At 51.8% G+C, this 21,056-nt stretch carries 15 protein-coding genes; 8 read left to right on the top strand and 7 right to left on the bottom strand.

The window, feature by feature from the left end:
• Positions 1-111: 111 nt before the first annotated feature.
• The 6 genes from AB1656_17675 to AB1656_17650 form a co-directional block, all read right to left on the bottom strand.
• A complete protein-coding gene (locus AB1656_17675; GenBank protein ID MEW6237216.1) occupies positions 112-984 on the bottom strand; it encodes an FAD:protein FMN transferase in 873 nt (290 codons plus the stop codon).
• A 58-nt stretch (positions 985-1,042) separates the two neighbouring features.
• Complete coding sequence (locus AB1656_17670) at positions 1,043-1,468, bottom strand: hypothetical protein (GenBank protein ID MEW6237215.1); 426 nt, start codon at positions 1,466-1,468, stop codon at positions 1,043-1,045.
• A gap of 194 nt (positions 1,469-1,662) precedes the next feature.
• Positions 1,663-3,528, bottom strand: coding sequence for a hypothetical protein (locus tag AB1656_17665; protein MEW6237214.1), 1,866 nt, complete (start codon positions 3,526-3,528; stop codon positions 1,663-1,665).
• 77 nt (positions 3,529-3,605) lie between these two features.
• Positions 3,606-4,955 (bottom strand): Gfo/Idh/MocA family oxidoreductase, encoded by a 1,350-nt coding sequence (locus AB1656_17660; protein MEW6237213.1) that lies wholly within the window; start codon positions 4,953-4,955, stop codon positions 3,606-3,608.
• Between the two features lie 381 nt (positions 4,956-5,336).
• The gene (locus tag AB1656_17655; protein MEW6237212.1) at positions 5,337-6,308 is read right to left on the bottom strand and encodes a twin-arginine translocation signal domain-containing protein; all 972 of its coding nucleotides are present in this window, start codon (positions 6,306-6,308) and stop codon (positions 5,337-5,339) included.
• Between the two features lie 436 nt (positions 6,309-6,744).
• On the bottom strand, positions 6,745-7,770 hold the full coding sequence (locus tag AB1656_17650) for a hypothetical protein (GenBank protein ID MEW6237211.1): 1,026 nt from the start codon (positions 7,768-7,770) through the stop codon (positions 6,745-6,747).
• An 855-nt stretch (positions 7,771-8,625) separates the two neighbouring features.
• On the opposite strand from AB1656_17650, the gene AB1656_17645 reads away from it, so the two are divergent.
• The 3 genes from AB1656_17645 (at position 8,626) to metW (ending at position 11,882) form a co-directional block, all read left to right on the top strand.
• The gene (locus AB1656_17645) at positions 8,626-9,927 is read left to right on the top strand and encodes an O-acetylhomoserine aminocarboxypropyltransferase/cysteine synthase (protein ID MEW6237210.1); all 1,302 of its coding nucleotides are present in this window, start codon (positions 8,626-8,628) and stop codon (positions 9,925-9,927) included.
• Between the two features lie 172 nt (positions 9,928-10,099).
• Positions 10,100-11,293, top strand: a complete 1,194-nt coding sequence (locus AB1656_17640) for a homoserine O-acetyltransferase (GenBank protein MEW6237209.1) — start codon at positions 10,100-10,102, stop codon at positions 11,291-11,293.
• Complete coding sequence (gene metW / locus AB1656_17635; GenBank protein ID MEW6237208.1) at positions 11,283-11,882, top strand: methionine biosynthesis protein MetW; 600 nt, start codon at positions 11,283-11,285, stop codon at positions 11,880-11,882. Before AB1656_17640 ends, metW begins: the two co-directional genes overlap by 11 nt.
• A gap of 164 nt (positions 11,883-12,046) precedes the next feature.
• Here the strand turns inward: metW and AB1656_17630 are convergent, their stop codons facing one another.
• On the bottom strand, positions 12,047-13,117 hold the full coding sequence (locus tag AB1656_17630; GenBank protein MEW6237207.1) for a hypothetical protein: 1,071 nt from the start codon (positions 13,115-13,117) through the stop codon (positions 12,047-12,049).
• A gap of 479 nt (positions 13,118-13,596) precedes the next feature.
• On the opposite strand from AB1656_17630, the gene AB1656_17625 reads away from it, so the two are divergent.
• The 5 genes from AB1656_17625 (at position 13,597) to AB1656_17605 (ending at position 20,412) form a co-directional block, all read left to right on the top strand.
• Entirely contained in the window at positions 13,597-14,994 is a 1,398-nt protein-coding gene (locus AB1656_17625) for an MATE family efflux transporter (GenBank protein ID MEW6237206.1), read from the top strand.
• A gap of 77 nt (positions 14,995-15,071) precedes the next feature.
• Complete coding sequence (locus AB1656_17620; GenBank protein MEW6237205.1) at positions 15,072-16,547, top strand: hypothetical protein; 1,476 nt, start codon at positions 15,072-15,074, stop codon at positions 16,545-16,547.
• A gap of 166 nt (positions 16,548-16,713) precedes the next feature.
• Positions 16,714-18,201, top strand: a complete 1,488-nt coding sequence (locus tag AB1656_17615; protein MEW6237204.1) for an alpha-L-fucosidase — start codon at positions 16,714-16,716, stop codon at positions 18,199-18,201.
• A gap of 278 nt (positions 18,202-18,479) precedes the next feature.
• Entirely contained in the window at positions 18,480-18,866 is a 387-nt protein-coding gene (locus AB1656_17610) for a cyclic nucleotide-binding domain-containing protein (GenBank protein ID MEW6237203.1), read from the top strand.
• A gap of 184 nt (positions 18,867-19,050) precedes the next feature.
• On the top strand, positions 19,051-20,412 hold the full coding sequence (locus AB1656_17605) for a Gfo/Idh/MocA family oxidoreductase (protein MEW6237202.1): 1,362 nt from the start codon (positions 19,051-19,053) through the stop codon (positions 20,410-20,412).
• Positions 20,413-21,056: the final 644 nt, after the last annotated feature.

Below are 21,056 nucleotides of genomic sequence, written 5' to 3'. Positions count from 1 at the left end.
CGCTAAGTTCAATTTTCAAAGAAAAATCGGGGTTGTCAAGCAGATTCGTAGCAATCCTTAATAATGCATGATTTTACGGCCAGCTTTGCAGTTGGAATGCGCATCGTTGACTTACTTACCGATTTCCCATAATCCGTAATAACGCAGCGGATTCTCCTTTTGGGCATTTTCTTCCATAAGAATGGCGCCTTTGACGTTGGGATGACTGGCGCAATATTGTTCGATTTCATCAAACGTCATGACCATAAAAGCAGTGGAAAGAGCGTCGGCCTCGGCGGCGGCGGGAGCGCCTGACCAAGCGGCGCGGTTGAAAAGAACCGGCTGCGCCGTGCGGGGATCGATAATATGGCGGCCTTTGCGCATTCCCGAAGCGCTGAGGGCGCGATGGCGCAGGCTGAGGCTGGCGAGCGTTTGTCCCGGCGGGAAGGGATTACTTATCGTAACCGGCCAGCCTGGCATCCCCGGCGGAGGATCGAGCGCCAAGGCGGTACTGCCGCCGCCGTGGAGGAAAGCGGATAAAACGTCCCAATCTTGCAAAAGCGCCGCCATCGCGTCGAGGGCGTAGCCTTTGCCGAAGCCGCCAAGATCGACTATTGGAGGTTCGCCATCGAAGCGCGCCGCATGACGGTCTTCGTCCAGATGAAGACGGTACAATCCAATCCGGCGGCGGACGGCAGCGATTTCATTTTCACTGGGCGTTCGATTCCCTCGCCAAAGATCGATCAAAGGACCGATAGTAATATCGAAAACGCCGTTGGTTTCTCGAAAAATAATCCCGCATTGTCGAAGACAATCGAAAGCGTCTAAGCCAAGAATAATCGATTCGCCGGAATCCGCCGCGTTGATACGGGAAATGTCGCTGCTTTCGATGAAGCGGCTGAGTTCGCCTTCGAGACGGTCGAGTTCGTCGAAGGCGGCGCGGGCGGCTTGTGCGGCGTAGGAGGCGTCGGGATGGGAGACGAATATCTCGAAAACCGCCGCCATCGCTTCATGGGCGAAGCGATGAGATTCTGGAATTAATGCTGGGGCGATGGATTGGGCGTCAATGAGAGGATTCCTCGCCGCTGGAAAAGGATTGTTTGTTTACGAATAAAAAAATAACAACCGCTAAAGTCATCAACGCCGCGCTGTAGCGATGGCATTGGATAAGAGTTTTTTGCATAGCTGTGGACGCCAGCGGATAAAGACTGGCCGCGATGGATAGTATTAATGGCAATGACAGTAATGCAATCAACCAAAATAGTATTTTTATGCTAAGAGGAATAACATTTATGTGGATTAAATGATAGTCCGGCGCCGACAGAAAAATCCATATCGCCAATGCTGTTGAAAAAATAGCGGATGCGGCGACGTGGAGAAGAAGAGTATAGCCAGAAAGATAGCGCGAAGAAAAAAGCCAAGCGCCAAATCCCGTAGCCGCCAATAGCGCCAAGGTTGTAAGAGCGATGAAACAAGAATATTTCTTCATAGTATACCGCTAAAAACATGAGGTTCTTGTAAAATTGATAAAGTCTACTTTTTAAATTCTCCCCCCAAACTTGGGGGAGGAAAAATGGAATTATGCATGAAGCTCAACATTATAAAATATTGATAGGTCAAATAACGCAACCCATCCGACATTTTATCCTGTATAGGAGATCATCATTCATCATTCATCATTCATCATTCATCATTCCGAATGTTCATCCAACGATTCATGCTATTTACAATTATAGTAAGAACAATCATAGCAATGACGAGCGCCGATAGCAGCAATGTAAGTTTATAAAAAAAACGAAAGTGAAATGTAAAAGCCAGAACTTTTATGTATTCCGGACACAATCCTTGAAATTCAATCATCCTCTTGGCGGTTTCCCGGTCGGAAGACAGCGGCGAATCGACGGCGACGTTTCCAAAGAAGAAGGGCGAATCGGAGGCGTGGCAGTCGGCGCAGCCGCGCGCGCCCAGCGATTGCGCCGCCGGTCGAACGTTGTGGGCGATAGGCCAAAGATAAGGTTTAGCGGCTTCCTGCGCAGAGGCGGCGATCTGGCCTTTCTCGTCCAATTGCCTAAGAACGCCGCCGCTAATATAAGCGGGACGCCCCGGCAACTTCGAATCCGAAGCGAGTTGTTGCAGTATGTTGCGAATGAAATCCGGCGTAATCGATGCGAATGAGGAAGCTTCGCGCACCTTGGCCGCCGCTTGATTGACAATGGTAATGGGGATGGGCGTTCCTTCGTTCTCTTTGATCGTCGCCCAATAGGCGGGCCAGACGAGATTATGCGGCGCGATTTTGCCATTGGCCTGTCGCGCAAAGACGGGCGAGGCGATCAGCGGCGCCGCGTCGTTGGCTTTATCAACATCATGCGTTCCCAAGCCGTGAGCCAGCGATGTCTTGACGCGGCCTGTTTGATGTTGAGGCCAAGGTCCGGAATGGCAGGCGGTGCAAGCCAGCTTTTCAAAATGGATGAGGGGAATCCCAGCGTGCCGGGGCTGCGGCGCGGCGAAGCGGCCTGCAACGGGCGCATCCAATCCTTCTACGCCCAAATGGCAGCCCTCGCAAGTCGCGGCGGGCGCGAGGGGATTGTTGGAGAACTGCGCTTCCCCGTCATACCCGCGAATCATGTTATGATCCAAACCATTGCGATGGCAATCAACGCAGGCCAGCCCGGCAGCGACGTGGACATCCTCATCCTCCGCCCATTCGCCCAAATTCGCTTCGTTCACGGCGGAAGTGGAATGGCAGAAATAACAGCGCTCGTTAGGAATTTTTCTGACGATATTAAAAAAGACTCGCTTCTTATCGTCGAAGGTTCCGTTTTTATACGCGATCGAAGGCGGGATCAGTTGAGGATCGCTAGGCGGTTCCGGCATTTGATAATCGTACGTATCCGGCATATTTTTGGCCGAGCCGGAAACGAAAGCGAAGGCGCTGGTCGATGCCGCAGCCCAGCGCAAATTCTGGCGGGCGATCTGGACGGCGTATTCCGCTTGGTCGTGAGCGGGATCGGCGTCGTGGCAAGCAAGACAGTTAATCTCCAACTGGCCGGAAACGAATAAGCGCATGGTCTCGGCGGGATCGCTGGAGGACGCAGTCTCCACGTAGCCTCCGCCGGGCAACTGTCGCCCGAAATTCAGTGCGAATTTCCACGGCGTCAATCCCGCCTGCGCGGGATCGATGGCGCCGGGCCATGTGCGCAACGAAAGGGGTATTTGCGTTCCCGTTGCCGCGTCGACGAAAATCCACGGATGGCCCGGACGGCCAGCGGCTGCGTTGACGGCGGCGTTGAAATGCCAGCCGGTTTGAATCGCGTCGTAACTATGGCATTTGTTGGCGCAAGTCTGGCGCGGCGAAAAGGGCAGCAGCGGATCGTCATCGGGAGAAATTTCCACGCCCGCTTCGTCAAGCAAAGGAATCCAATGCACGGGAACGGCGCGGCTGCCATCGCTCTCGTCGCCGAGTAATGGAGGCTTGGCTTCTTCCGCCGCCGAAGCGGCGAACGATAGACAAACGAAGAAGACGGCGAGCAGAAGGCAAGTCTTATTCATAAATAAAGTAGGATGGGTCGCGTTTTTTGACCCATCAATGATTATATAACCGGCATATCAATAAATTCCGAAATTCTTTAAACAAGAAAATCTTCCGGCTTGAATTCGATCTTCTGCCCGCTTTGCGCCGCTTCGTTGATTTTCAGCGTCAACACCGTCGCCGGATAGGCGGTCTCGGCGGGGCAGTTGAGTTTTTCCTTGCCGCGAACGGCGTTGAAGAAATTTTCTAAGTGCGGCTTGAAAACCGGATCGCTCGACTTGACCGGCAGATTGAAACTGGGAGGAATCACCGTCTCCTGCACGTCGAGAACCGCGCCCTCCGGCTTTTTCTCCTCCTTCGGTTTTTCTTCCGATTCCAGAATCCCCAGTTTCACCCACTTGGACCAATCGGGGGCCGCCGGTTCGCGGTAAACCTTAACGCGGGCGGCGGATTCGGAAAGATAGAGCGTTCCCTGATCGCCCATAAAATTTTCGATATGGCCGAAGTTGCTGTTGGAATTGACGGTCTGATAAAAGGCGCGCAGATTTTCCTTTTCCGATGCGTATTCGAAGATCGCCATCAGCGTATCGCTCCATTGATGGCTCTCTTTGTCGTAAAAGAGCGTTCCGCCGGAAGCCATGACGGATTTAGGCGTCATGCCGGTAAACCAGTTGAACACGTCGAGCTGATGCGAACCCAACTCAGCAAGGGGGCCGCCGCCTAATTCTTTGTACCATTGCCAATTGCGGAATTGCTGCATGGAGGCGTAGCCGTATTGGCTCAGCGCCGCTTCGGCGAGGGGCGCGCGCTTGGGCCATCCGCGGTCGGTTTGCACCGGACGGTTCCATTGTCCATTGGCGGCGGAAATTTTACCCAGCATTTTGGTTTCGTTGACAATATGTTCGTAAGCGAAGCGATAGCGGGGATTGCTGCGGCGTTGGAAGCCGATTTGCAGCAGTTTGCCCGTCTCTTTAGTGGCCTGAACCATCTTCTTGGCGCCTTCAATGGTATTGGACATGAGACTTTCGCAATAGACGGGAAAACCGGCCTGAAGGCATGAGATGGTTTGTTCCGCATGGCAGAAGTCGGGCGTAGCGATGACCACCGCTTCCAGTTCTTTTTCCTTAGCGAGCATTTCTCGGTAATCAATGTAGAGATGCGGCTCTTGCTTGAAACCCGCCAGGATGCGGGATGCTTGGTTGAGATTATAGGCTTCCCAAATATCGCAAACCGCCACAACGCGGACGTTGAGCGCTTTCATGCAAACGCCCAGCAGCGTTTGGCCTTGAGTTCCTGCGCCGATCAAAGCGATTTTGACGGGATCGCCAGCGGGCGCGGAGTTCTGCGCCGAGGCGCGCGAGGACAAAGCCAATCCGCCAGCGGCAAGGGCGGCGGAACTTAAAAAACGGCGGCGTTGCAACGGTGCGTTCGAATTGAGATTTTTCACGATAGTTTATTACTCCATAAGGATTATGAATATATAACTCATGTTATGCGCAATAAAAACAAGATGGAGTTATTTTGCTTATCGTATTGAATTGCGAAATCACGAAATAAAAAATGAAAACACGAAAAAAAGGAAAATTACGTTGGCTCGAAGAATCGCGTTTTGAGAACGATTTTTCCGTGTAATTAAAAAGAATCCGCGCTATTCGTGGTTCAAAAATTTCGTGCAATTCTAGCCTTTTCGTGATTTCGTGATTCAAAAACGCGACAAAAAAGAAACTCGTACTCCGTTCTCGAACGGTCCCTATAACTTGCGAGCGAAGTAGTCGCGTAGGGTGGGCTCAAAGCGAAGCGTAGCCCACTATTTTCTACTCCATTTACATTAAGCAAACCACGGGCGTTCGCGTTTGAGTTTATCCGCCAGGATATCTTTGGCGATGATGACGTCCTCGGCGATTTGGAAATCGAACATGCCGACGCAGATGAAATCGGCGCCGTTTTCGAATGCGTACTGGAAGCCTTCTTCGGGACGAATGGCGCCCGCTCCCAAAATTTTATAACCGATCCAAGGCTTTTTAACGGTTTTCATGAAAGCGATGGTTTCTTGGGGCGTTTCCTCCCAAACGCTGTCCAGTCTGGGCATGGGACCGGCGGACCAATAGCTTTTGCTATTGATGGTCTTCATATAGAAATCGGCGCCAATCCCCGCTTTCTCGTAGGCTTGAACCGACTCCAGAGCATGACCCGCCAGACCGCCGGGAACACCTTGCTTCTTAATGTTTTCGAGCGCCTTGCCCAAAAGATCGACGCGCCCTTCCCCAACGAAACTATCGCCGACGCCGCCGTGGATAAAGACGGCGAGCGCTCCGGCGTCGATGGCTTTATTGGGTTCGGTGGTTAGATCATTGGGCGTAATTTTCGCCTGGCAGATCCATTGGATTTGGCCGCCGCGCTCGCTGCGGTAGCGATTGATGATGCGCAGAGTATCCTCATCGAGGCGCAGGATGGCGCTATTAATGCCCATCTCCTCGCAAAGTTCCAGCGTATCGAAGACCTTTTCGTCTGTGAAATAATGCTTCAACAACGGAGATACGTATAACAAATCGCGGCTATGGGCGAAGCCGCTGATGAGGTTGCCGCCGCAGATGAGGCGGCTGACGGAGAGGTTTCCCAGTTTTCCTTGCGGGAAATCTCGAACTGCCGCGCTGGACGGTTTGGCGGCGGGCGCATCCTCGGCTCTTGCGCGCAGAATACTTTCCTCGAAGCCGAAGCCTAGCGCCGCTCCCGCCGAGGCGGCGGCGGATTTTTGCAAAAAGCGGCGGCGATTTTCGTTGGATTTCTGGATTTTAGACATCGCATCATACCTTAAGATAATAATTTCATACTGCGCATTTCCGTTCCCTTGTCCTTTGGGCTGATCTTTACCCGCAAGTCGGAGGGATGAGTCAATAGCAGAAGCGAATATTCTTTTCTTGCTGAGTTATAGAATCGCAATACCATGAAAATTTCGAATCGCGGATTTCTCGGAAGATTTTTGGATTCCACGGAAGAAATCCTTTCCCGCCGTTATCCCTAACGAAATCCTTTTCTAATTTTTTTTTGCTATTTTCGCGTCCTTCTTTTTCCTTCGTGTTTTCGTGATTCAATCCAAGAAAAGTTGCATAGGGTGGGCTTAAAGCGAAGCGCAACCCACCTAGGCGAAAAGGCGACAGGGAGACTGGACGTTAAGGCAAGATCATTTCTGCCCTTGAAACATCCCATGTTTTTCATCATTCATCATTCATCATTCATCAGGCGAACCAAGGCCGTTCGCGCGGCAATTTTTCCGAAAGGATTTTTTTGGCGATAAGAACATCCTCCGTCACCTGGAAATCGAACATGCCGATCAAAATGAAATCCGCGCCTTTTTCGAAAGCATAGCGGAAGCCTTCTTGGGGATGAATGGCGCCCGCCGCCAGGACTTTGTAGGCGATCCAAGGCTTCTTGACGGTTTTCATGAACGCCGCCGTCTCTTCGGGATCGATACACCAAATATTGTCGTGATCCTTGTCATGCTCCTTATGCGAAGCGATATCGACGCTGAAATCCACGCGGTTTTCTTTGGGCGTGGCGGACCAGTAATCGTCGCGATGAAAGGTTTTAACGTAGAAATCGGGATCGATTCCCGCTTTCTCGCATTCCATAGGAACATGCAGCGAATGCCCTGCGACGCCCGCGATAATCCCGTTCTTCTTGATCGTCTCTACCGCTTTAGCGATGAGATCGAGCCTCTTGTTTTTAACCCATAAATCGCTCAACCCGCCCATAAGAAAAGCGCCGGAAGCGCCGTTGTCCACGGCGATCCGAATGTTGGATTCGATATCTTCCGATGTCGGCTGGCATTGGGCGATCCATTGAATGGCGCCGCCGCGCTCCTGGCGGTATTTGCGCAGGATCTCCGTGGTTTTGGCGTCGCCTTCGCGGGGATTGACGTTGGTTACGACGGTATTGACGCCGTTCTCTTCGCATCGTTCCAACGTCTGAATGATTTTCTCTTGCGTGAAATAGTTTTGCAATAACGAGGAGACGTAGATCAAATCCCGTGAATGAGCATAGCCGCCGATGAGATTGCCGCCGCAGATAATGCGGCTGATGGAAACGCCGCCAATTTTTCCCATCGGCAAGCCTGCGCCTATAGGCGCGGAATCCGGCTTGACGGCGTCCGCCTCTTGCGCCAGTAAGGTCTTTTCTTCCCAGCTAAATCCCGCCGCCGCTCCCGTAGCGACGCAAAGCGATTTCTCAAAAAATCCCCGGCGATCCATTCGATTCTTAGACATGTTATCACTCCCAAATATCGAAAACGGCATTATCGAAGGAGAATATCAGAATCGCCCTTCAATTTCAACTAGGTGGACGGTACGCCAGCGATTCGGGATTCGTACTAGAATTTCCCAAAATTATTCCATTTTCCAATATTGAATCGGTTGCAATAACGCATGGACTCATTGCCGTGGCTTCGTACAGGGCCGGAAACAAGTAACTCATATTACGCAGTAAATGTTCGCTTGTCTTCCAGGCAGGGATTTTGTGGTCATTGCGAAGAATTGTTCAATCGAAGCGCATAGGCCTCATTTATTTTGCGTTATTGAATCACGAAACCACGATAAAATGGAGAAATCCACGAATTTTCGAATCACGGATATCGCGGATTCTTCTGGATTTCACGGAAAAATCTTTCGCACAACGTGATTCCTTGCGTAAACCGTTTTTCTTTTCTTTTTTCGTGTTTTTCTTTTTCATTTCGTGTTTTCGTGATTCAAACGACGATAGCAAAAGATTCCTTCAATTACCCATTGCGAGTAACATGAGTAAGTATTCTCTATTCATGGGCTATTTTGCGCCGAAAAAGGAAAGAAAATCGATTTTTTCTATAATTCTCTACATAAAATGTAGAAATCTTCTTATCAAGGATGGTTTAGGCCTTTTCCAAACGGGCAAAGACTACTATTTTTTATCTTCTATAAGCGCATACAACCAAGCGGATGGCGCGAAGAGGATCCCCTCTGAAAAAAACATCGCCGCTGCATCACCCTTCGCCAAGTCTACCGTTTTAGGATAAGCATCGCTAATCCGCTTAATGGCGAATAGCAGCAATTTTATATTATACCGATGTTCGACAAGGAGCACGAATTATGGCCGATCAAAACTTGCGGTTTGAAACGTTGGCGCTTCATGCGGGACATACGCCCGACAGCGCCACCAACGCGCGCGCGGTTCCTATCTACCAAACGACGTCCTACGTTTTCGATAGCTCCGAACACGCCGCCAATCTATTCGCCCTAAAGCAATTCGGCAATATTTACACCCGTATTATGAATCCAACAACGGACGTGTTGGAGAAGCGCCTCGCCGCGTTGGAAGGCGGCGTCGCCGCTTTAGCCGTCAGTTCGGGACAGGCGGCTTGCACTCTCAGCTGCCTTAACTGCGCCAAGGCCGGAGACGAGATCGTCTCTTCCGTTAGCCTCTACGGCGGAACCTACAACCTGTTCCATTATACGTTTCCCCAAATCGGCCTGAACGTAAAATTCGTCGAACCGGACGATCCGGAAAATTTCCGCAAAGCCATTACGCCGAAAACCAAAGCCTTGTTCGCGGAAACGCTCGGCAATCCCAAATTCGATACGTTGGAAATCGAAGCCGTCGCCGCCATCGCTCATGAGGCAGGGATACCCCTTATCATCGACAATACGTCGCCCAGTCCCTTCCTGGTCAATCCTATTGAACATGGCGCCGACATCGTCATGCACTCGACGACGAAATTCATCGGCGGACATGGAACCTCCATCGGCGGGATCATCGTCGATTCGGGAAAATTCAACTGGGGCAACGGCAAATTTCCCCAATTCAGCGAACCCGATCCCAGCTATCATGGATTGAACATTTGGGAAACGTTTGGCAACTTCCCCGGCATGGGCAATATCGCCTTCGCCATCCGGGCGCGGGTGGTGCTGTTGCGAGATTTTGGCCCCGCCATGTCGCCCTTCAATGCGTTTCTCTTCCTGCAAGGGCTGGAAACTCTGCCCCTGCGCATGGAGCGGCACAGCGAGAACGCCATGAAAACGGCGCAGTTCTTGAAAAGCCATCCCAAAGTGTCCTGGGTCAATTATCCCGGCTTGCCGGAGCATCCGTATTACGCCGTCGCCAAGAAATATCACAAGCGCGGATTGTATGGCGCATTGCTGGGCTTCGGAGTCAAAGGCGGCCTGCAAGCGGGCAAGACGCTGATCGAGAAGGTGAAGGTCTTCTCCCATCTAGCCAATATAGGCGATGCCAAGTCGTTGATTATCCACCCGGCCAGCACCACGCATCAGCAGCTTTCGGAAGAGGAACAACGAGCCGCCGGCGTTACGCCGGACTTCGTACGCCTTTCCATCGGCATCGAGAACATCGACGACATCATCGGAGATTTGGATCAAGCTTTGGCTCAGGTATAATAATCGGGATAATGAGGCTCTTGCAAAAATGATAAAATCTGCTTATATATTCTCCCCCCAAGTTGGGGGGGAGTTAGAGGGGGGTTGATTTTATTAGACTTAAATCTACTCCATTCCAACCTCCCCCAGGCATGGGGTATGAATGATGTGATTATGCAAGAGGCTCGCGATTATGACAACAAAAGGAAAAGAACCCGACAAAGAACCTTATAAACCGGAAGCCGGATCGGTGGGCATCGTTTCGGAGCAGTTTCTTACTCTGTTCGTCCCGCCCCGCGAATTGGAATTGGACTGCGGCGCCAAGCTGGGTCCGATCCGCGTCGCCTACGAGACCTACGGAAAACTGACGCCGGAAAGGGATAACGCCATCCTTCTGCTGCACGCCTTATCGGGCGATCACCATGCGGCGGGGTATTACACTCCCCACGACCGCAAGCCGGGATGGTGGGACAATTTCGTGGGGCCGGGCAAGGCCTTCGACACGGATCGATTCTTTGTAATCTGTTCCAATTGCATCGGCGGCTGCCGGGGAACCACGGGACCGTCATCCATCAATCCCGAAACGCAAAAACCCTACGGCCTATCGTTTCCCTTCATCACCATCAAAGACATGGTGAATGTTCAGAAGGGATTGATCGATCGATTGGGGATCAAACGGCTGCTGTGCGTTGCAGGCGGCTCGATGGGCGGGATGCAGGCGCTGCAATGGGCCGTTTCCTATCCCGATTTCGTCCATTCCGTCATCCCCATCGCCACGACGGCGATTCATTCTGCGCAAAACATCGCCCTCAACGAAGTAGGACGGCAGGCGATCGTCGCTGATCCCAACTGGAAGAACGGCGATTATTACGATTCCGAACCCCCGTCGCGGGGGCTGGCTGTGGCGCGCATGGTGGGGCATATCAGTTATCTGAGCGACCAATCCATGCACGAAAAATTCGGGCGGCGCCTGCAAAACCGCGAACGCGTCAGTTTCAACCTATTGACGGATTTCCAGGTGGAGAGTTACCTGCAATATCAAGGCGCTTCGTTTACGCAGCGCTTCGACGCCAACAGTTACCTTTATATCACTAAAGCGTTGGATTATTTCGATCTGTCGGATGGGCGCCCTTCGCTCATCGCGGCGTTGAAAGGCGTGAAGGCGCGTTTTCTGGTCATCGCCTTCAGCAGCGACTGGCTTTATCCCCCCTACCAATCGAAGGAGGTCGTCAAAGCCTTGAAGATGAATGGAATTCCCGTAAGCTTTTGCGAAATCAAATCCGATTACGGGCATGACGCTTTTCTTTTGGAATGCGAACAACAAACGGAAATGATCCGCGGCTTTCTCAACAACTTGTCAAAGGAATCCCTGACGTATGCCATCTAACGCTTGCGGGCCATACAAGTACGAGCACGATATTATTTGTCAACTCATCGAAAATGGCAGCAAGGTTCTCGATCTCGGCTGCGGCGAAGGGGATCTCCTGCTGCGGCTGCAACAAGAGAAGGACGTTCAAGGCGTCGGCGTCGAAGTGGCGGAAGAGAAGGTTTACAAGTGCATCGGAAAAGGGCTGTCCGTCCACCACGGCGACATCGACGAAGGGCTGAAGGATTACCCCGACAAATCTTTCGATTACGTCATCCTAAGCGAGACGCTGCAGGAAGTGCGCAAACCCTATCTCGCCATCGAAGAGATGCTGAGAGTGGGCAAGCGGGGAATCATCAGTTTTCCCAACTTCGGGTATTGGAAGGCGCGTTGGCAACTCTTCGCCTACGGCACGGCGCCGATTACCGACTCCCTGCCTTACGAATGGTTTGACGGTCCTAATATTCAATTCTTTTCCATTAAAGATTTTCGGCGGTTTTGCGAATTGAAAAAGATCAAGATCGTACAATCTGTTTATTTCAACTGCGGTCACAAGGTATCGCTTCTCCCCAACTTGTTGGCGCAGTCGGCGCTTTGCGTCTTGGAATAAGCCCCCCCCACCCGAGAAAAGGCTCCCGGCGATTGCAGGAAGAAAAGCCCGGACGCTCCGTCCCGCCAATATCGTTGAGGGGATGGCGAAGCTCCAGCCGTAGAGATTCACGGATTCGCCATTCGGCGATTTCGCCGCCAGCAGGGCGCATCCCAACAGCGTTCTTACCGTTTTCGATCCAGAAAGGCCATGCCTCGGACGCGCTTCTTCTCCGGTTTGGGCGCTTGCGCTTGCGGAGGCGCGCCTTCCACGGCGGGGATGGGGGCCGCTTCAGGCGCCTTTCTAGCTTCCACCGCTTCTTGGGCTATGACTAAAGCTTCCTTGCCTTTTTCGCTGGCGCCGAGTTCTTCCTCGCGGGATGCGACAACCGCCGTCATGCCTTCCCTTTCCATATACGCCGCCACGGCTTGTCCCTGATAGCCTTTCGGCGGCTTTCCAATAAAGGCGTAGGCCATATCCCATCGGCTGACGCGAGTGAGTTGCGTAACTTCGCCGCCGCGCAATAAATCCTTGGCCTGGCTGTGAACAGCCATAATGCGGCGCTGATAAGTAGGCATTCTTTTTTTAAGGCGGCTGTCGAGGATTTTTATGGCTTCTTCCAACGTTTTTTCATCGTATCCCAGCTGTTTGGAGGTTAGTTCGCCTCGGCTTAACAATTCTTGCGTAATGCGGCAGCGCTCGGCGAGCATGATGTTTTCGGATAGAGAGAAAGAGAGATGCGCTCCCTGTTCTTTCAACTCGTCGAGAAGGCCGCGTACGTGCAATTCGCTATTTTCGAATTCCCGATTCAGAAAAGTATGATTGTTTCCCAACGACTCCTTGAACTGGTTCAGTAAAACCATATCGTGAGCCGCCGCCATAACCAGTTGGCGCAGATTGCCGATATGATTGGCGAACATTTCCGCCGTGGTCAATTGCCAGACGGGCATGGGGCCGTCCTCTTTCAGCGCTTTCAAATTTTTCCCGACTTGATCGCGGTATAAATCCAATCCGGATTGCGGAAGCCAAAAAGCGCCTTTTCCCGCGATGACGCAGGTGATTTCGCGATCGGGATAGGCGGCGCGGACGCCGTCTTCAATTTCATGGAATTTATAACGCAGGTCCTGGAAGGAATTGTAGTCGACTTCCCAAGGTTGTTCCGCGCCCGCCAATTCCGGAAAGAGAGCTTGATAGAGCGAGATCGCTTCCAGCTGTTTCACAATATCGTCCGATAGAAGCAAGGCGGGTTTTGTCATAATGTTTTATCTCGGAGATGTTCTCCTAGCGATCGAATGAATCGCCATCCACGGATATACTTATTAAAATATACTTTTAATTGAAAAAAAATCGAGTTTCCCCCAAGGAAATACCTATTGGCGCATCAAGAAATAACCAATTCTCCCCAACCGTTGTCATCTCAGATAGAAGAGGAGTATCGACAGGCTGCTATGCGAATAGCCGCTGGCAAAGACGATTTCGGGAAAACGAATGAAAGCGCAGGCTTTCTTGGGAGTTGGTAAATCAGCCATTTCAATGTACTTTCTCCAATAGGATAATCAATACGGAGATGAGCCATCCTCAAAAAAAGAGCGGAATTCATTCCCGCAATCGTTCTTCACGCTATTATAGGCGAAAAATTGGGCGCTTCGAGCCATTTGTTATTACCCAATAAAGCCGTACTATCGAATTTTTTTCGGAAAGTTATCGTCTCTGCGCCGCGAATCGATTCGGATCTATGTCCATTCAAATCAAAAAACCGTTCAAACCGGGAGGATTCCGCGAATTTCTTGCCATCGCCTATCCTTTAGTCATTAGCAACGTATCCATTACGCTGATGAATTTTGTGGATCGGCTGTTTCTCTCCTGGTCGAGTCCGGAAGAGATTGCGGCGGCCGTTCCAGCGGGGATTCTCTTCTTCACCGTCATCGCTTTTTTTCTGGGAATCAGCGAATATACGAATACTTTCGTGGCGCAATTTTACGGGGCGGAACGGCTGCGGGAGATCGGCTGCGCGGCGTGGCAGGGGATTATTCTTTCCTTCGCCAGCGGCGTATTCTGTTATTTGCTCTATCCGCTAGGCGGCGCCGTCATCGATCTATTCGGCCACTCGTCCCGCATCGCCGGATTGGAGAAAGTATATTTCGGCTGGTGCCTGGCGGGAGCGCCTTTTTTCATCGTCAACAGCGCATTGAGCAGTTTTTATTCCGGACGGGGAAAGACGAAGGTGATTATGGCCGTCAATATGGCGGCCAATATAATCAACGCGATATTGGATTACCTGCTGATCTTCGGAGTCTGGGGATTTCCCTGTTGGGGCATCAAGGGAGCGGCGATTGCGACCTCCATTTCGCAGGGATTGGCGACGTTGTTCTATTTTATTCTTTTTCTCTCCCGCGCCAACCATGAAATCTATAATACTCGCGCCTTGCGCATCCATCCGCCCTTGATGAAAAGCCTGTTTCGATACGGGGCGCCGGTGGGAACGCAATTCATGCTGGACGTCGGCTCCTTCACCGCTTTCGTCGCGCTGATCGGGAGGTTGGGCAACATCGAACTGGCAGCCAGCAATATCGTTCTCGCCATCAATATGCTGGCTTTTTTTCCCATGATGGGCGCCAGCGTCGCTACGTCGGCGCTGGTGGGGCAATATATCGGACGCAAGGATTTGGTTACGGCGGAGAAAAGCGTTTATACTTCGTTATATAGCGTGGAAGCTTACATGATTTTTTTCGCCGCGATCTATATTTGTTTTCCCACGCCCTTAATGAAACTTTTTCAAGGCGATTATGCGAATACGGAGATTCCCTTCGATCAAATCGTGAAATACGGCGCGAAGACGCTGCTATTGGTAGGATTGTACCAAATTTCCGACGCCATGAACATCACGTTCAACGGCGCGCTGCGGGGAGCGGGGGATACGGCGTTCGCCATGTGGGCGAGCGTGGTTTGCGCCTGGCTGCTTTTCGTGCCGGGAACCTGGGCGATCGTCGGTTTCACCCATTGGGGCGTTCTCGGCGCCTGGTTGTGGGCGACAATCTACCTGATGCTGCTGGGAATGATCTACATGCTGCGATTCAGGTCGGGGAAATGGAAAAGCATTCGGATGATTTCCGATAAAACAACTTCGGCATGAAAGCGATTTACAGGCAGTCCTTTCGCGCCGTATAATTTCATTGCGAATTCCGAGTTCGATTGAATAAAGGTGAAAACATGGCGGGCGCGCCCCTCGAGCAAGTAGTCTACGGTCTTCTTTTGGATTCCGTCGACGCGCTGGTTCTAACATTATTGTTAGGAGCGGCGCTGTTTTGCCGGCGTTCGCCCTTATCCCATCGCTTTTTCCCGCTTTATCTCAGCGGAGTTTTGACATTAGGCGCTGCGAGAATTGCGCCTTGGGCGGCGTTATCCGCTAAAAGCGGTTTCTTTTTTATTTTTTGGATGGCGGTTTTGGTTTTGGTTCTCTATTCGTTTTGGGAAGAGCGCCGCGCGAAGCGGGATACTGGCGATGGAATGATCGCGGCCGGCGTCCAACTTTACCTGCTGACGGCGCTGTTGCTGCTGGCGGCGCTTGCCGCATGGAAGCGGCCAACCGGCATGGATTGGAAGCCGCTCAACGCCGCGCTCGCCATCGTTTTATGCTTCTATCTCATTTATCGCATAGAGCCTCATCGCTGGCTTCCCTTCCCCGCTGCCGATGCGGGACGATTTTTCTTTATCCTGGCGGCAGGTTTGTGGATGATAAGAGCCTCGATGGGAGGTTGCGCCATTTATAACGCCGTCTGGGAGGGGAGCGGCAGTTTCCGCATGAAAGGCAAGCCCTTCGCATTGGAATACGCCCGCGCCTGGCGGCTTCCGCGTTTGGAAAAGACGATCCTGGAATACTGGTACTATCCCGCTCCTATCGGCGGCGAGGAAAAAAAGCCCGCGCCCCCGGAAAAACTGGAACAATTCGAACTAGGGATGCAGGAAGCGGAAACCTTCCGCCGCCGTCTTTTTAGCATCGGGGAGAACGGGATTATTCTTGTTGACCAATTGGCGGACGCCGTTCTTCAGTTCGTCGATGCGGCGAAAAATCCTTTGGAGGGTCGCCCCGGGCTGGAAGAATTCCGGATGGAGCGGGAAAGACTGGTGGAAAAACTATCGGGATTCCATACCAGTGGACTCGACGGCCAGGTTTTTCGATCGTTCGCGGGAAAATGGCATGGCGAAAGGGATGGCGCCAACGCCGATTGCGAACGGGACGCGGTGGAGACCTTTCATCCGACATATTTCATCCACGGAGAGCATCCCTTGTCCCTTATCGCGTTGCAATCCTTCAGGATGTGGGATCGATTCGGCTGGAACGCCGTCATCTCGCCTAAAGACGAAAAAAATTGCCGCGTTATTTTAGGAATGGTTTATCAAGTAGAAGTGTGGAATGAAAGCAAAATCTGGCATCGCCAACCGAAAATTGGGGCGAAAGTGGATGAGCGGCGATTAATCTGGATTACGCCGGAAGCGATTTGGCTGGAGCAAGCGATTCCCGGCGAACGGATGGAAGACGACCGTAATGTCGTCACCGGCTTTCATTATAAGCTCGCCGAGGGAAAGTTAGCCAACGAAGGAGAAGGATTTCAAGCGGTATATACGCGCTCGCCGGAGAATCGCCCGCCGTGGTTCCGATTTGAGTTGGATATCTTGGTCGAATAATCCATCCCGCAAATCTGCTTTTTTTAAATTGGAAAAATGTAACAGGTCAGTACATTGCTTTGAGTCTTTGCCGTCTTGCAATGCCCCCTATTTATTTCTCTCGCGGATCGCGTTATCCTAAAATTTAGTGATTTCTTTCCTATCCAAATTTACGAGGTTTATAAAAATGCAAAGAGAAAAGAATTCTTTTCTCCGTCTGATAGCGGCAGCCGTTTTCGTTCTAGCCTGTATGACATCTATGGGGACGCTGGCGGCGCCGAAATACGAGTCTTCGTGGGATTCTTTGGATCAACGCCCCATGCCCGCGTGGTTTCAAGACGACAAGTTCGGGATATTCATCCATTGGGGCGTCTATTCCGTTCCCTCTTGGGCGCCGAAGGACAATTACGCAGAGTGGTATTGGAACTCAATGGGCGGAATGGCGGTAATCAAGTCCGGTACGACATGGGATTTTCACGAACGAACCTACGGCGCAGGCTTTCAGTACCATGATTTCGCCCATCTCTTTAAAACGGAGATGTTCGACCCCAACCAATGGGCGGAAGTGTTCAAAAATTCGGGCGCGAAATACGTCGTTTTGACTTCCAAGCATCACGACGGCTATTGCCTATGGCCCAGCGAGGAAGCCAACCGCAGCTGGGGGCGGCCTTGGAACAGCGTCGATATCGGCCCCCGGCGCGACCTGCTGGGCGACTTGGGAAATTCCGTGCGGGCGGCGGGTTTGCGCATGGGCTTCTATTATTCGTTGTACGAATGGTACAACCCACTATGGCTGGCGGATAAGAAGACCTACATCGAGAAGCACATGATCCCGCAATTCAAGAACGTGGTTGCGAGTTATAAGCCCTCCATTATTTTCTCCGACGGCGAATGGGACTTGCCCAGCAGCGAATGGAAGAGCGAGGAACTATTATCATGGCTTTATAACGATACCCCCGTGGGCGAAGAAGTCGTCGTCAACGACCGCTGGGGCAAGGAATGCCGCCACGTCCACGGCGGCTACTACACGACGGAATATACTTCCGGCCTGGAATCCGATCATCCGTGGGAAGAGAACCGGGGCATGGGCCATTCCTACGGCTATAACCGCAACGAGGCATTGAACGACTATAAAACCGGGAGGGAATTGACGTTGATGCTGGTAGACTTGGTCAGCCGGGGCGGCAACCTGCTGCTTGACATCGGCCCCACCGCCGACGGACGCATCCCGGTCATTATGGAAGAACGGCTGATTCAAATCGGCGAATGGCTGAAAGGTAACGGCGAGGCTATCTACGGAACGCGGCCTTGGAAGCAAAACCGGCAGTGGAGCGAAGGAGAAATCCCCAAAGCCAACTATGGCGGCCAGTTCATGGTGAAATACGACATCAACGACGTGATTGGAAACGCGAAGGACGGAAAAGCGGTCATCGAAGCCTTCTTCACGGCGAAGGAAAGCGACCTCTACGCCATCACGCCGCGCTGGCCGGGCGAGAAGCTGATTTTGAAGGGCGTGAAAGCCGCCGCCAACTCCACCGTTCAATTGTTGGGTGCGGAAGAAGCCTTGCCGTGGACGGCGGAAGGCGAAAACCTCGTCATTCAGGTTCCGCAGCGATATAAAGGCGATGTTTCCACGCAAAATATTTATACGTTTAAAATAACGAACATTCAGTAATCTTATCCAAATCGATGTAAAAAGCCCGCCTCGCTTGAGGCGGACTTTCTTTTTAATAATGGTTTTTAAAAAAATTCTTAAGCGGCTTGTTTATTTCATGATACTATAACTTGCAGGCAATGTCTTCTAAACGAATTATTTAGAAGTTAAAATTTGGGAAAAAAGTGATATCATACTCTATTCGAAAGAGAAGGATCGTCGATCGGGACGGCGGATAAGCGGAAAGACGCGCCCCCGATTGATCCATTCGAGTATTTCACCGCTATAGAGGAAGAAAAATGTCAACTAGCGCCTTTAAGAGCGCGGCGGGAAACGCCTTCACCATGAAAGCGGGTTCGATTTTGATCCGGGAAGGCGACGTAGGACGTTGCGCTTATTTGTTGTTGTCGGGACGATTGCAAGTCATAAGGGAGAAGGATGGAGAAATCGTCGTCCTGGGAGATATCAAGCCGGTGGATATCGTGGGAGAACTGGCCATCTTCGATGAAATGCCCCGTTCGGCCACCGTTGTAGTTATGGAAGATTCCTATCTCATCGAATTGAGCAAATTCAAATTGAAAGCGCTATTGCATCGTTCGCCCACCATCGCGGAAACGATTATTAAATTACTATGCAACAAACTGCGCGAATCCGCCAACCGATTAGTGCAAATTTCTCTGGAATAGAATGATATGACGTAAGCGATCGATTTCTTTCCTCTTTATCCTTTCCCGCCGAAAAATTGACGCCGCCGAGAGAATAAACCTCGAAAATAAAAACAATTTTTTTTATGATGGATGTAAAGCCAACTCCTTCGATGGGGCGGCGGAGCGATCTTGGCGGCGCGAATAGCCTGAGGAGGAAAACGCGATGACGAAAAAACTGGCCACAAGAAGAGAGATGTTAACGATTTCGGCGGCGGCGCTGGGTTGGGGAGGAATCGGCGCATCCGCCGCGCGCGGCGCCAATGATCGCATCCGCATGGGCTTTATCGGCGTAGGCAACCGGGGCAGCCAATTGTTGAGCAGTTTCATGAAGAATGGCGACGCGGAAATCGCCGCTCTTTGCGACGTCTACGAACCCTACTTGCAGCGCGACCGCAGCCGGGTGGATAAGGATTGGCTCGATGCGCTGGGAGAGCGCATACCCAAAATGGGAGAATCATTCCCCACGGAACCGCAGCGTTATTTGGATTTCCGCCGTCTTTTGGAGCAAAAGGACATCGACGCCGTATGCATCGCCACTCCCGACCATTGGCACGCCATTCAAACCATCATGGCCGTGCAAGCGGGCAAAGACGTATACGTGGAAAAGCCTCTGTCGATTGCCATTCATGAAGGCCGTCGCATGGTAATGGCCGCCCAGCGCACGAAGCAGGTTGTGCAAGTAGGCTTGCATCGGCGTTCCTCTACGATGTACGCCCATCTGGCGCAATTGGTTCAGGGCGGGGGCATCGGAACGGTTTCCGTGGCGCGAGCCTACCGCGTCAGCAACATGTTTCCCAAAGGCATCGGCCATTGCGATCCCGCCAAGCCTCCCGAAGGATTCGATTGGGATATGTGGCTGGGGCCGCGAGAGGAACGGGAATTTCAAACCAACATCTCGCCGTACAAATTCCGTTGGTGGCAGGATTATTCTTCCCAAATGGGCAATTGGGGCGTGCATTATTGCGACGCCATCCGCTGGGTGCTGAACGAGGAAGCGCCCGTCTCCATTTCCGCGCATGGATCGAAAATCGGATTCGAGGACGACCGCACCATCCCAGCGACGATGGAAGCCACGTTCGAACTGCCGTCGGGCGTCTTGCTCGTTTTCGGACAATACGAAGCGAGCGGCGGCGATCCCTTAAGCGACGGAGAGATCGAATTCCGGGGAACGAAAGGCAACCTCTACCCGGCGGCGGAAGGCGCAGGATATAAAATCGTTCCCACGGGAGGCGGCCAGTTCCAATCGAAGAAACGCAATATCCAGGCGGTGGAACAAGGCCGTATGGACGGCGATCTGACCGATCAGCATGTGCGCAATTTCCTCGATTGCGCGAAATCGCGCGAACGCTGCCATTGCGACTTGGAAACGGGACACCGCTCAACCACTTTCGCGCACCTGGCAAACATCGCCCTGGCGACGCGCTCCCGCCTGGATTGGGACCCTGTACGCGAGCGTTTCACCAACAACGAAGAGGCGAACAAATTATTGCAATACGAATACCGCAAGCCATGGCGATTGGGATGACGATTCGTTCGAGGGACGCAAAGCGCGAAGGGGAAGCGACTCGCTTCCCCTTTGGTCTATTATTCCAATCACCCTTGAATTTGTCGCTTTTCAAATCTCTCTCCCAAGATTGTGAGAGGTTAGGTGATGGTTGATATTATTAAACTTACGATCAACTCACCCTCGCACTCACCCTAACCCTCTCCCAGAAGGCGAAGGAACTTAATGCAGACTGGTATTATTCCATTGTTTCCCACTCCGCCTACCGCTCTATTCTTTCTTCTTATCTCTATTCTTAAAAGACGATCCGGCAGAAAGTCAAATTCCCTCTTTTTGACACAATATATAGTGGTTTCATTCATCAATTAACTACTATATATCGTATCTGTCGTGAGATAAAAATACTTTTTGCCAGGGCATCAGAAAAAAGATATCTTGTTTTTGGGAGAAAGAAACTCACTTGGAGGTTGCCTGGCTCAAATCAATCCAGTGGAGGGGGAAGCTCTGGATGGTGTGGAAATCCGGGTCAGTGGTTAGGCCGAAGTTCCCCCCCTCAAAAGTCATAAGTATATAATACTCTGGGAGATAAACCCAAACGGGAGGTTGATTACTGGGTACAAAAGCGCTACAGGGGAACGCGAAGCAAGTCCAGCGCGCGTTGTTGC

The organism is Candidatus Omnitrophota bacterium, assembly GCA_040755155.1.
Lineage (GTDB): Bacteria > Hinthialibacterota > Hinthialibacteria > Hinthialibacterales > Hinthialibacteraceae > JBFMBP01.
This window is presented reverse-complemented; position numbering and strand designations above follow the sequence as displayed.

Coding starts and splice junctions, on each gene's coding strand:
- AB1656_17675 (MEW6237216.1), bottom strand. CDS start 984: ATGGCGGCGGTTTTCGAGATATTCGTCTCCCATCCCGACGCCTCCTAC.
- AB1656_17670 (MEW6237215.1), bottom strand. CDS start 1,468: ATGAAGAAATATTCTTGTTTCATCGCTCTTACAACCTTGGCGCTATTG.
- AB1656_17665 (MEW6237214.1), bottom strand. CDS start 3,528: ATGAATAAGACTTGCCTTCTGCTCGCCGTCTTCTTCGTTTGTCTATCG.
- AB1656_17655 (MEW6237212.1), bottom strand. CDS start 6,308: ATGTCTAAAATCCAGAAATCCAACGAAAATCGCCGCCGCTTTTTGCAA.
- AB1656_17650 (MEW6237211.1), bottom strand. CDS start 7,770: ATGTCTAAGAATCGAATGGATCGCCGGGGATTTTTTGAGAAATCGCTT.
- AB1656_17645 (MEW6237210.1), top strand. CDS start 8,626: ATGGCCGATCAAAACTTGCGGTTTGAAACGTTGGCGCTTCATGCGGGA.
- AB1656_17640 (MEW6237209.1), top strand. CDS start 10,100: ATGACAACAAAAGGAAAAGAACCCGACAAAGAACCTTATAAACCGGAA.
- metW (MEW6237208.1), top strand. CDS start 11,283: ATGCCATCTAACGCTTGCGGGCCATACAAGTACGAGCACGATATTATT.
- AB1656_17630 (MEW6237207.1), bottom strand. CDS start 13,117: ATGACAAAACCCGCCTTGCTTCTATCGGACGATATTGTGAAACAGCTG.
- AB1656_17625 (MEW6237206.1), top strand. CDS start 13,597: ATGTCCATTCAAATCAAAAAACCGTTCAAACCGGGAGGATTCCGCGAA.
- AB1656_17620 (MEW6237205.1), top strand. CDS start 15,072: ATGGCGGGCGCGCCCCTCGAGCAAGTAGTCTACGGTCTTCTTTTGGAT.
- AB1656_17615 (MEW6237204.1), top strand. CDS start 16,714: ATGCAAAGAGAAAAGAATTCTTTTCTCCGTCTGATAGCGGCAGCCGTT.
- AB1656_17610 (MEW6237203.1), top strand. CDS start 18,480: ATGTCAACTAGCGCCTTTAAGAGCGCGGCGGGAAACGCCTTCACCATG.
- AB1656_17605 (MEW6237202.1), top strand. CDS start 19,051: ATGACGAAAAAACTGGCCACAAGAAGAGAGATGTTAACGATTTCGGCG.